Source organism: Pseudomonas sp. Z3-8 (genome assembly GCF_051131975.1).
In the GTDB taxonomy this organism is placed as follows: domain Bacteria; phylum Pseudomonadota; class Gammaproteobacteria; order Pseudomonadales; family Pseudomonadaceae; genus Aquipseudomonas.
The window spans coordinates 3,479,564-3,491,895 of sequence record NZ_CP071643.1; the positions used below are offsets into that span (position 1 = coordinate 3,479,564).

Below are 12,332 nucleotides of genomic sequence, written 5' to 3' on the forward strand. Positions count from 1 at the left end.
ACTATGGACACCATGAGCCATCGCAACCGCCCACAGCCGCCGCGCAAGACTGAATCGACCCGTCGCATCGAGGCAGGGCCGTGGGCGATCGAATTGCTCCCCGGCTGCGCCTATGCAGCGCGCTACATCGCGAGCCAGTCGGCGATCGGTTTTGCGTTCGACAGCCAGCGCGGCTTGCATGCGATCGGAAGCGACCGGGTGCAGCCCTTCAATGCGCTGCCCAACGGGCTGGCGTTCGTCCCGGCCCAGTGCGACGTGTATTCGCAGTCACCTCATGGCGGCGAATACCTGCGCCTGATACGCACCGATGGTTTCGTGCTTGAGGGCGATCACCCCTTCAACAATCGCATCGACCCTCGGGCCATTGCGCTCGCGCAGCGCATGCGTCGCGCGCTCCTGCACGGCTCGATCGACGACGATTGGGAGGCTTGGGCCCTGGCACTGGCCGAATGCGCGGCAGCGGAAAATTCCAAGTCGGCAAGGCCCCAAGGTTCCCTCACCGACAGCCGGATGCGCTTGCTGGATGAATTCATCGACGCAGGCCTCGATCAGCCATTGGCCGTACCGGCGATGGCGCAGCTGCTGGGGCTGTCCGAGGGCTACTTCATGCGTGCGTTCAAGGCCGCGACCGGCAAGAGCCCCCATGGCTACCTCATCGACCGACGCCTCGCCAAGGCCCGGGCGCTGATACGCGATTGCTCGGCCACACTGCCGGAAATCGCCCTCGCCTGCGGTTTCAGCTCACAAGCGCACATGACAACGACGTTCAAGCAGCGCCTTGGTGTGAGTCCGGCGCAATTGCGTCAAATGACGAAGTGCATTTGACGTCCTTGACTTAATGGTCCAGTTTTCAAGGACAGCATCTCACCGGACGTTGTGCTGGATACACCCCATTCGTGAATCAGAGGACCGCTGCCGCCTATGATCGATGTACGAAGAATCTGCGCCGTTAAGTCTTGTTGGGTGCCCCTGTGTCGCTGATCCCCCTGGTTGTGTGCGACGACTCCACCATGGCGCGCAAGCAGGTGTTGCGTGCGCTGCCGCAAGATTGGCCGGTTTCAGTCACCGAGGCGGTCAACGGTCGCCAGGCGATGGATGCCATACGCCAGGGCCTTGGCCACGTGGTGCTGCTCGACCTGACCATGCCGGAGATGGATGGTTATCAGGTCCTGAGTGCCTTGCGCGCCGAGGGCTTGAAAGCGCAGGTCATCGTGATTTCCGGCGACGTCCAGGACGAAGCGGTACGCCGGGTGCATGAACTGGGCGCGCTGGCGTTCCTGAAAAAACCTTTCGACGAAAACCAGTTGCGCCAGACACTCACCGGGCTGGGTCTACTGACTCAACCCGGCCAGGCTCCGCTGCAAAATCGACCGGTACCGAACGCGGCCATCAGTTTCCAGGATGCGTTCCGCGAGACGGTCAACGTTGCCATCGGCCAGGCCGCGGCGCTGATTGCCAAAGTCCTGGGCGTCTTCGTGCAATTGCCGGTGCCGAACGTGAACATCCTCGAAGTCGGGGAACTGCACATGGCGCTGAACGACGTCGGCAGCTCCCAGCAACTGACGGCCATCTGCCAAGGCTTTATCGGCAGCGGCATCGCCGGCGAAGCACTGCTGATATTCCATGACTCGGAGATCGCCGACATCGGGCAACTGATGCAGCGCGAGAGCGCCGACTATTCGGACCTGGAGATGCTGGTGGACCTTTCCAGCATCCTGATCGGGGCTTGCCTGAGCAGCATCGCCGAACAGATCGACGTGATCTTTTCCCAGGGGCATCCGCAGATCCTGGGCCAGCATGCAGCAATCGAGGAATTGATCCGCGCCAACCGCGTCCACTGGAAAAAGACCCTGGCGGTGGAAATCAGTTATGGCCTGGAAGGCCAGGATATCCGCTTCGACCTGTTGCTGCTGTTCACGGAAGACTCCATCGAGCGGCTGACCCACAAACTCGCCTACCTGATGAACTGAGCCATGAGCGAATCCATCGATCTGAACGAATTTCACTGGTTGCTGGCCATCGTTCAGAGCATCGACGTCGGCGTGGTGGTACTTGACCGCGAATACCGCGTACAGGTCTGGAACACCTTCATGGAGAACCGCTCCGGCGTGCAGCCCAAGGATGCCCAGAACCGCAACTTCTTCAGCCTGTTTCCTGAAATCGATCGCCCTTGGTTCAGCCGCAAGGTCGAGAGCGTCGCGACCCTCGGCACGCCGGCATTCACGGTCTGGGAGCAGCGCCCGTACCTGATGCGGTTCAAGAGCTACCAGCCGATCACCGGCCAGGAAGAGTTCATGTACCAGAACACCACGCTGCTGCCCCTGCGCTCGCCCGACAACCGGATCAATCATATCTGCCTGGTGATCTACGACGTCACCGACGTCGCCACCAACCGCCACCAGATCCAGGCCGCCAACGCACAGCTGCAACTGCTGTCCAGCACCGATCGCCTGACCGGCCTGTACAACCGTGGTCATTGGGAAGCCAGCCTGAAAGCCGCCTACGCCCGCCATCAACGCTACGGCAATGCGCTGAGCCTGGTGATGCTCGACATCGATCACTTCAAGCGGGTCAACGACACCTACGGTCACCAGGCCGGCGACAAAGTCATCGAGCAAGTCGCCCGACTGTTGCACGAGCATGTGCGCGAATCCGACGTCGCCGGGCGTTACGGCGGCGAAGAGTTCGGCGTGGTGCTTTCGGACACCGACGCGGCCGGCGGGCAGATTTTCGCCGAGCGCCTGCGCAAGGCAGTTGAAGAGTCGCTGGTGCAGTACAACGGTCAGGACATAAGTTTCACCGTCAGCCTGGGCGTGGCCGACCTGAGCCAGCCCGCCAACGACCACGCCGAACTGATCGCCAGGGCCGACCAGGCGTTGTACACGTCGAAAAAAACCGGACGCAATCGCGTGACGGTTCACGGCCACTGAGCCACCGCCCCTTCCTCCACAGGAAATTCCTGCCCAATCAAATTGCGGGAGCGAGCCTGCTCGCGAAGTCGGCGGCACATTCAACATTATTCTGGCTGATGGATTGCTATCGCGAGCAGGCTCGCTCCCACAGGAAATTGCGGTGGTTTCGGAGTTTGCGCTCGCCATAAATTGGTCTGTCCAATCTACTTTTTATCTAATTGGTCTTGCCAATATTTTTTCCGCCGTGTAGTTTCGAGCCAACATCAGCGGCGCAGCTCACTGCGCCTACAACAAGAAAGAGCGTCCCGGTCCCGGCAGCCGTGCGCTCACTCCCCTCCTACCGCGTGCAGCCATCCACCGCCTGCGCGCCAGCCAAGGAGCATCAACATGCTGACTGTCATCTGTAACGAACCCGGCTCGCTAACCGCCATCGAACGTGAAATGCCCGTCAGGAAACCGCGAGAGGTCCTGATTCGAGTCAAGCGTGTCGGCGTCTGCGGCACCGATCTGCATATTTTCAGCGGCAACCAGCCCTTCCTCGAATACCCGCGCGTCATGGGTCATGAGTTCTCCGGAATCGTCGAAGCCAGCGACGCTTCCAGCGACCTGGCTGTCGGTGATGTCGTCTACGTGATGCCCTATCTCTCCTGCGGCACTTGCGTTGCCTGCCGTCAAGGCAAGACCAACTGCTGCACCCGCATCCAGGTCCTGGGCGTCCATTGCGACGGCGCCTTCACTCAATACCTGAGCGTTCCCCAGGAGTTCGTGCACAAGGCCGTGGGGGTTTCCCTGGACCAGGCGGCGATGATCGAATTTCTCTCCATCGGAGCCCACGCCGTACGTCGCTCGAACGTCCAGGCAGACACACACGCCCTGGTGGTCGGCACCGGCCCGATCGGCATGGCGGCGGCGATCTTCGCGAGCCTGCGCGGGGCGAAAGTCACCGTACTGGATACCCGCCAGGATCGCCTGGCGTTCTGCAAGGAACATCTGGATATCCACGCGGCCGTGCACATCGGCGAAGGCGACAAGCAGGCCTTGGCCGAACTGACCGGGGACGATTTTTTCGACGTGGTATTCGATGCCACCGGCAACGCCCGTGCGATGGAGCGCGGATTCGAATTCATCGCCCACGGTGGCACCTACGTGATGATCTCGGTGGTGCGAGACTCGATTACTTTTTCCGATCCTGAATTCCACAAGCGCGAAGCTACGCTGATGGGCAGCCGCAACGCCACCCGGGAAGATTTCCAGTACGTCGAGCAATGTTTGCGCGAGGGCTTGATTCCCGATGCAGCCCTGAACACCCATCGGTTGCTGCTGAGCGACGTGGCCCGTTCCTTCTCCACATTGCTCGACCCCAACCAAGGAGTGGTCAAGGCAATCATCGAGTGCTAGGCAACGGAGGACACCGTATGAACCCGCCTGCTTCCACCTTGCTTGTCCTGGCCGCCGGTGACGATGTTGCCGTAGCCCGGGGCGACATTCCCGAAGGTCAAAGCCTCAACGCCGATGGCATCACGCTGACCGCCCGACTACCGATTCCATCCGGTCACAAGATCGCCCTGCGCCCGGTGTCGGCCGGCCATCGGGTACTCAAATACGGACAGACTATCGGCCAGGCAACCCGAGACATAGAGCCCGGCGATCACGTCCACGTGCACAATCTGGACATGTCTGCGACCAATGCCGAACACAGCGTGCGCCACGTCTATGTGCCGACATTGCCGAGCAGTCACCGCGCTACGTTCGAAGGTTATCTGCGTGACGATGAACGCGTCGGCACGCGCAACTACATTGGCGTGATTGCCAGCGTCAACTGCTCGGCGACCGTCTGCAAGCACATCGCGAAGACCTTTTCATCCGAGCGGCTGAAAGGTTTCCCCAACGTCGACGGCGTCGTCGCAATCACCCATGGCAGTGGCTGTGGCATGGGCGCCAAGGGTGAAGGCATCGACATCCTCAAGCGCACCTTGCGTGGGTATGCCGATCACGCCAATTTCGCCGGGGTGCTGTTGATCGGCCTCGGTTGCGAGGTCAACCAACTCACCCCGCTCATGGATGAACTGGGTGATCGCCGCGCTGCACTCAAGGCCAGCCTGATCATTCAGGACGAAGGCGGCACCCGAGAAGCCGTGCAACGGGGTATTGCCGCTATTGAGACGATGCTGCCCATCGTCAACCAATGTCGGCGCACGACCGTAGCCGCCAGCCACCTGTGCGTCGGTCTGCAATGTGGCGGTTCGGATGGCTACTCAGGCATCACAGCCAACCCGGCGCTCGGCGCGGCCGTGGACCTGCTGGTGCAACAGGGCGGCACCGCGATCCTTTCGGAAACCCCGGAGATCTACGGCGCTGAACACCTGCTGACAGCCCGCGCCGCGTCCGCCGACATCGCGGCGAAACTGATGGAGCGCATCCATTGGTGGGAAACCTATGTGCAACACAACGACGGCGACATGAACAACAACCCGTCACCGGGCAACAAGGCCGGAGGCATTACCACCATTCTGGAAAAATCCCTGGGCGCGGTGGCAAAAGCCGGCTCGACCGGGCTGATGGGGGTCTATCACTACGCTGAAAAAATCGATACCCGGGGCCTGGTGTTCATGGACACCCCCGGCTACGACCCGGTGTCCGCGACCGGCCAGGTGGCGGGCGGCGCCAATCTCATCTGCTTCACCACGGGTCGCGGCTCGACCTACGGCTGCAAGCCCACGCCCTCCCTGAAGATCGCCACCAACACCCGCCTGTTCCAGCACATGGAGCTGGACATGGACTTCAACGCCGGTGGCATTGTCGACGGTGTGGAGTCGGTGGCCGAGGCCGGTGAACGGTTGTTCCAGTTGATGCTGCAGACCGCCTCCGGAAGCCGCACCCGCAGCGAGGAAAACGGCCTGGGCGATAACGAATTCCTGCCCTGGCAGATCGGTGCGGTGATGTGAGTCGTTGCACTCTTTCCCACATCAATGAACACGATCAAGCGGCTATGGTAGCCTTTGCGGACTCTCAGATGGACGCCCACCCATGGTCTCACCGATCAACGCCACCGAACGCAAGCCGTACCAGAAAATCGCTGATCAACTGCGCAACTACATTGCCGAGGGGGAATTCAAGACGGGCGCAAGACTTCCCCCCGAGCGCGATTTGACCCAGCTTCTCGGGGTTTCCAGGCCGTCCCTTCGCGAGGCGCTGATCGCCTTGGAAATCGACGGCGACATCGAGATCAAGATGGGCTCCGGCGTGTACGTACGGGCTAGGTCCGGCGATGCAAAAAAACCGAGCATGACCTTGGGCGAGAGTCCCTCGGAACTCATGCAGGCTCGTGCCTTGATCGAGGGCGAGTCGGTGATCCTGGCGTGTCTGCATGGCAAGAAAAGCGACTACCGCTACCTGCAGGAATGCATCGATGCGATGCGCGCGAGCATCGCCAGTGGTCTGCCGCCGTTGGAGGATGACCGCAGATTTCATCAGCGCCTGGCGAAAATGAGCGGCAACTCCGCCCTGGTGCGGATCATCACCGCCCTGTTCGATGAACGTCACAATCCGATTTCGGCGCACCTGAGCAAACACGCGGAGAACGCACTGACGTGGGAGGCGGCAGTCGTCGAACATGAAGCAATCCTGCACGCCGTGTCCACCAAGGACGTGCTCGGAGCACAAACCTCGATGCGCCAGCACCTGAGCCGCTCGGAAAACCGCTGGCTGCGGGCGCTCGAACCTGAAGCCCCCGCCGAATAGCCCCACCCATTCAATCCTCTGAACACAGACCCGTGGCGAGGGAGCTTGCTCCCGCTGGGGTGCGCAGCGCCCCCAATCCGGTTCGCAATTCGCCTGATGCACCGAGGTGTCTGTTTCAGGGCTGCTGCGCAGCCCAGCGGGAGCAAGCTCCCTCGCCACGGGTTCGTGTAGGCAGTTGGGTATGGTATGCACCGACGCGTCTGCACTCCTGCCTCGTTTCCCTACCGGTACCCGCTTTTGTGGCGAGGGGATTTATCCCCGCTGGGGTGCGCAGCGCCCCCAATCCGATTGAACGCGATTTGCCTGATGCACCGAGGTGCCTGTTCCAGGGCCTGCTGCGCAGCCCAACGGGAGCAAGCTCCCTCGCCACGGGTTCGTGTAGGCAGTTGGGTATGGGATGCACCGACGCGCCTGCACTCCTGCCTCGTTTCCTTACCGGTACCCGCTTTTGTGGCGAGGGAGCTTGCTCCCGCTGGGGTGCGCAGCGCCCCCAATCCGATTGAACGCGATTTGCCTGATGCACCGAGGTGCCTGTTCCAGGGCCTGCTGCGCAGCCCAGCGGGAGCAAGCTCCCTCGCCACGGAGTGTTGCTCGGGATTTAGTGTGCTGTTTGGTCCAGTTGTCGGCGCACGGCCAGTTCCACGCCGCGGATTTCTGCCAGGCCCTTGAGGCGGCCGATCAGGGAGTAGCCGGGATTGCTCTTGCGATGCTGGTCGTCGAGCAACTGATGCCCATGATCTGGACGCAGCGGCAAGCGCGGGCCGCCTTCGCGCTCGCGCCGGCGCTCTTCGGCCACCAGGGCACTGATGACCCCGACCATATCGACGTCCCCAGCCAGGTGATGAGCTTCATGAAAGCTGCGTGGATCGGCTTCCCGACGGGTCGAACGCAGGTGAGTGAAGTAGATGAACGGCGCAAAGTGCCTGGCCATCGCCACCAGGTCGTTGTCCTCGCGCACGCCATAGGAGCCGGTACAGAATGTCAGGCCATTGGCCGGGCTTGGCGCGGCGTCCAGCAACCATTGAGCGTCTTCGGCGGTAGAAAGGATGCGCGGCAGCCCAAGCAATGCCCGGGGCGGGTCGTCCGGGTGGATCGCCATGCGCACGCCCACCTCCTCCGCAACCGGAATGACCGCGCGCAAAAAATACCCCAGGTGCTCACGCAACCTGGCCTCGTCGATGTCGGCGTAGGTACGCAGCAACTCGCGGAATTTGTCCAGGCTGTAGTGTTCTTCGGCGCCGGGCAATCCCGCGATCAGGGTATCGACCAAAGCTTCGCGCCCGGCCGGCGACAGTTGTTCGAAATAGGCCTTGGCCTGCTGGATATCCGCGGCGCTGTACTCGTCCTGCGCTCCCGGCCGCTGGAGGATGAACAGGTCGAAGGCGGCGAACGCAGTCTGGTCGAAGCGCAAGGCCCAACCGCCATCCGCCAATTCATACGTCAGGTCGGTGCGGGTCCAGTCCAGCACCGGCATGAAGTTGTAGCAGACGATATCGATGCCGCAGCTCGCCAGGTTACGCACGCTTTGCTGGTAGTTGGCGATGTACTCGTCACGACGTCCGCAGCCGCGCTTGATGTCTTCGTGCACCGGAATGCTTTCCACCACCGACCAGGTCAAGCCGGCCGCTTCGATCAGCGCCTTGCGCGCCGCGATGGCGTCCACCGGCCAGACCTGGCCATTGGGAATCTCGTGCAATGCGGTGACGATGCCGGTCGCACCGGTCTGGCGAACGTCCGCCAGGGAAATCGGATCTTTGGGGCCAAACCAACGCCATGTCTGTTCCATGTTCTTCTCCTTGTTATCAGTTGGGTGCGGCAAAGGTGTGCAACAGGCTGTTCACGCCATCGCGGGTCAAGGCGGCGTAGGCACGGTGCACCGCATCGCGAAATACGGCGCGAGCCGACAGCGCCGGCGGGAAGACTTCTCCAAGGTCGAGAAAAGCATCGACCCGCGATGCGCCGTCGAAGCGTCCCGCAACGTCGGCAAAGGTTGCGCTCAGCGGGTCGTCAACCACATGCGCCGGTCGACCGGGCAACGGCTGCGTGCAGTAATGAATCCAGGCGGCAATTCCCAGCGCGGTGCAGTCGATGCCGCGCCCTTGGTCGAGCAATTGCTCTGCGCCGAGCAACCAGCGCTGCGGCAATTTTTGCGAACCGTCCATGGCAATCTGGCGCAAGCGGTGTTGCAGGCTGTCGTTGGCGAAGCGCGCCAGCAGGTCGCGACCGTAAACCAACAGGTCGATTCCTGCCGGCATGTCCAGCGTGGGCGCAGCTTCCTCGGTCATGTAGCGCTCGATGAAATGCGCCAGCCTTACATCGCTGACGGCCTCGAAGACTGACTCATGCCCGGCCAGCAGCCCCACATAGGCCAGCAACGAATGGCTGCCGTTGAGCATGCGCAATTTCATGGTTTCGAACGGGCGCACATCGTCGACCATCTGCACGCCTTCGGCTTCCCAGTCCGGTCGGCCAAGGGGAAAGTGATCCTCGATCACCCACTGGCTGAAGCTTTCACAGACCACGGCGGCGCGGTCGTGGCAGTCCAATTGTTGCGCCAGCCGGGCGAAGGACTCCTCGTCCATGGCCGGCACGATGCGGTCGACCATGCAACTGGGAAACGCCACCTGTTGCTCGATCCACTGCGCCAGCGCCTGATCCTGCAACGCCGCCAATGCGCTTACCGCCTGGCGGGTGCGCTGGCCGTTGTCGGGCATGTTGTCACAGCACAACACGGTAAACGCCGGGACGCCCGCGGCGCGACGACGGCGCAGGGCTTCCAGGACGATGCCGGGCGCCGAGCGCGGCGCCTGCGGATGGGCGATGTCATGGGCAATTGTCGGATCCTCACGGCGCAACTGCCCTGAAGAAGGGCTCAGGCAGTAGCCTTTTTCAGTGACGGTGAGCGTGACGATCCGCGTCTGCGGCGCGGCCATGCGTTGCAACAACTGCTCCAGCTCCTGACCGCCCTCGCCCGCATACAAGGCCTCGCGCAATACCCCGATTTCCCGCAGCGTCACCTGCTCGCGGTCACGATATTCCGCCACATGGTAACGACCGTCCTGCTCGCGCAATTGCTCGACCAAGGCTTGATTGGAGCGCAGGTTGGCGCTGCACAAGCCCCAGTCGCTGTCGCCGTGGCGATTGAGATTGCGTTGCAGGTACACCGCCTGATGCGCCCGGTGGAAGGCCCCCAGGCCCAGGTGCACGATGCCGATCTCGCGGGCCTGGCCGGTGGCGGGAACGCGTTGGTTGAGCGACATGGCTATCCTCCTTCAGGGATGGTCGAGGGCTGGACGCGGCTGGACGCCTGCATCGGCCTGCGGCGCGACACCTGCCACCGCCAGCGGCTTGACGTAACGCGCCACGCACAGCGCACCGATGATAGTCAGCAGGCCCGCCAGCAGGAACGCGCTGGTGAACGAGCCGGTGAACTGGACGATGAACCCGGTCAGGGTCGGCCCGATGATGCCCGAGGTGTTGGCCAGGAAATGCATGAAACCACTGACGCCGCCGACACGCGCCGCAGGCACCGTATCCTGGATGATCGCCCAATAGATCGCGCCGGTGAGGTAGAGGAAAAACACCGCCAGCGCCACCAGGATGACGGCCGGATATAGCGTCTTCACCACCCCGGCGACGCCGATGCAACCGGCGCAGGCCAACAGGCAAGTCACCAGCACGACTTTGCGCGAGAACATGATCCGCCCGGTCTTCTTGAACACGAAGTCGGAAATGAACCCACCCAATGCCAGACCCAGGAACCCCAGCAGCCAGGGGATGACCGTGGCGATGCTCATGTCCTTGACGTTCAGGCCGTGGGCCATGGTGAGATAACTGGGGAACCAGGTCAGGAAGAAGAACAGCGTGTAGTTATAGGAAAAGAACGCCAGGGAGGTGAACAGCACCGTCGGCTGCTTGAGGTAGAACCGCAGCGGGAATACCGGTTGCGACGCCAGCTCGCTCTGCCCCTCCGCCCGCAGGATATCCTCGGCGCCCTCGCCCTCGGGCTTTTCCTTGACGAACTTGTACCAGATTGCCGCCCAGATCAGGCCAACCAGCATGATGATGATGAACGACACCTTCCAGCCGTAGGTGACCGCAATGAAGCCCACCACCGGACCGGAAATCGCCCCGCCCAGCGGCGTGCCGGACATCGAGGCGCCGAGGGCTCGCGCCCGGCGCTTGGGGGTGTACCAGTTGTTCACCATCTTGCTGGTAGTGACGCTCAGCGGACCTTCGCCCATGCCGAACAGGATCCGGATGAGCACCAGCGACGCGAAGCCCACCGTCAGCACCGTGAGGCCGCTGAACAACGACCACAGGACCATGGCCAGCAGCAACGTGGTCTTCGCGCCATAACGGTCGGCGGCCCAGCCACCGATGAAGTTGAAGGCGGCATAACCGACGAAAAAGCTGCTGAAGATCATGCCCATCTCACCCGTACTCAGACCGTAGTCCTTCTGGATGAACGGCGCCGCCACAGACAATGCCGACCGGTCGAGGTAATTGATCACCCCGGCCAGGAACAGCATGATGATGATTAAGCTACGTCCTTGACCAAACATGGTGGAACCTCCCGCTTGTTGTGTTTATTCGGTGAGGGTGCCCATGACAGGCACGATGAAACCGGTGATGCAGACGGCTCAGTGAAGGGCGCTCGTCAGCTCCACCAGGACTTTTCGGGTTTGCTCGGGGTGCTTCTCGATCAGGTCGATGGCGCCGGGCATTTCATCGAAGCTGACGCGATGGCTGATCAGGTCCTGGACCTGCAATTTGCCGCTGGCGATCAGTTCGATCACCCGGGGGAACTTGCGGTTGTTGAGCCTGGAACCGACCAGGGTCAATTCCTTCTTGATCATTTCCAACTGCACCAGATCGCTGGGCGTGGCATTGAAGCCGAGCAATCCGATGCGCCCGGCCGGCGAGGCCAGGCGCACCATCTGCGGCATCAGCGCCGGAATGCAGGCAGCATCGACGATCAACGGCACGCCCTCGCCCTGGGTGTGCTCACGCATCAGCGCTTCGACATCGACTTGCTGGCCGTTGAGGGTCCGACTGGCGCCCAGCGCACGCGCTGTCTCCAGGCGGCTGTCAATGACATCGGTCACGGTGATGTCGGTCATTCCCAGCGCCCGGGCCATTTGCACCAGGGTCAGGCCGATCACCCCGGCGCCGTAGATCAACACGCTGTCACCCGGCTGCGGCTGCATCCGATCGAGCACGTTCAGGGCAATGGAATAAGGCTCCACCAGGGCGCCGTGGCTGAGGGACATCAAATCGGGCAAGCGGTGAGCGTTCTCGGCCGGGACGCAGACCTGCTCGCTGAAGCCGCCGTCACGGTGCACGCCGATCACTTGCAGCCGCGTACAGACGTTCGGCCGCCCAATGCGGCAGGGATAACAGGTGCCGCAACTGATCACCGGATCGATGCAAACCCGGTCGCCTGTCTGGAGGTGCTCGACACCTTCACCGACCTGCCGGATCACGCCGGAGAATTCATGGCCGGTGACCCTGGGGAAACGCACGAATGCGTTCTGCCCGTGAATGATGTGCATGTCCGAGCCACAGATGCCGGCATACGCCACATCGACCAGCACCTCGCCACGAGCGACCTCGGGGCGGTCGACCTGGGCCAGGCCGAACTCGAAGGGTGCTCTTACCTGGAACGCTTTCATCGGA

Annotated in this window: 10 protein-coding genes; 6 read left to right on the top strand and 4 right to left on the bottom strand. The window is 62.2% G+C overall.

Going from position 1 to position 12,332, the window contains the following annotated elements; translation table 11 throughout:
• The first annotated feature begins 12 nt into the window (after positions 1-12).
• The 6 genes from J3P94_RS15725 to J3P94_RS15750 all read left to right on the top strand — a co-directional run bounded on the left by J3P94_RS15725 (position 13) and on the right by J3P94_RS15750 (position 6,653).
• Positions 13-825 (top strand): helix-turn-helix transcriptional regulator, encoded by an 813-nt coding sequence (locus J3P94_RS15725; RefSeq protein ID WP_434574193.1) that lies wholly within the window; start codon positions 13-15, stop codon positions 823-825.
• A gap of 185 nt (positions 826-1,010) precedes the next feature.
• Entirely contained in the window at positions 1,011-1,970 is a 960-nt protein-coding gene (locus J3P94_RS15730) for a response regulator (RefSeq protein ID WP_434574195.1), read from the top strand.
• Positions 1,971-1,973: 3 nt separating this feature from the next.
• Positions 1,974-2,930, top strand: a complete 957-nt coding sequence (locus tag J3P94_RS15735) for a diguanylate cyclase (RefSeq protein WP_434568709.1) — start codon at positions 1,974-1,976, stop codon at positions 2,928-2,930.
• A gap of 369 nt (positions 2,931-3,299) precedes the next feature.
• Positions 3,300-4,310: a zinc-binding alcohol dehydrogenase family protein gene (locus tag J3P94_RS15740; RefSeq protein ID WP_434568710.1), complete on the top strand. Its 1,011-nt coding sequence runs from the start codon at positions 3,300-3,302 to the stop codon at positions 4,308-4,310.
• A gap of 17 nt (positions 4,311-4,327) precedes the next feature.
• Positions 4,328-5,857: a UxaA family hydrolase gene (locus J3P94_RS15745; protein ID WP_434568711.1), complete on the top strand. Its 1,530-nt coding sequence runs from the start codon at positions 4,328-4,330 to the stop codon at positions 5,855-5,857.
• 82 nt (positions 5,858-5,939) lie between these two features.
• Positions 5,940-6,653: a FadR/GntR family transcriptional regulator gene (locus J3P94_RS15750; RefSeq protein ID WP_434568712.1), complete on the top strand. Its 714-nt coding sequence runs from the start codon at positions 5,940-5,942 to the stop codon at positions 6,651-6,653.
• 598 nt (positions 6,654-7,251) lie between these two features.
• Here the strand turns inward: J3P94_RS15750 and uxuA are convergent.
• The 4 genes from uxuA to J3P94_RS15770 all read right to left on the bottom strand — a co-directional run bounded on the left by uxuA (position 7,252) and on the right by J3P94_RS15770 (position 12,328).
• Positions 7,252-8,439: a mannonate dehydratase gene (gene uxuA, locus J3P94_RS15755; protein ID WP_434568713.1), complete on the bottom strand. Its 1,188-nt coding sequence runs from the start codon at positions 8,437-8,439 to the stop codon at positions 7,252-7,254.
• A gap of 16 nt (positions 8,440-8,455) precedes the next feature.
• Entirely contained in the window at positions 8,456-9,913 is a 1,458-nt protein-coding gene (locus J3P94_RS15760; RefSeq protein WP_434568714.1) for a mannitol dehydrogenase family protein, read from the bottom strand.
• 12 nt (positions 9,914-9,925) lie between these two features.
• Positions 9,926-11,218 carry an MFS transporter gene (locus J3P94_RS15765; protein ID WP_434568715.1) on the bottom strand — a complete coding sequence of 431 codons (1,293 nt, stop codon included), beginning with the start codon at positions 11,216-11,218 and terminating at the stop codon, positions 9,926-9,928.
• A gap of 78 nt (positions 11,219-11,296) precedes the next feature.
• On the bottom strand, positions 11,297-12,328 hold the full coding sequence (locus tag J3P94_RS15770; protein WP_434568716.1) for a Zn-dependent oxidoreductase: 1,032 nt from the start codon (positions 12,326-12,328) through the stop codon (positions 11,297-11,299).
• Positions 12,329-12,332 lie beyond the last annotated feature (4 nt).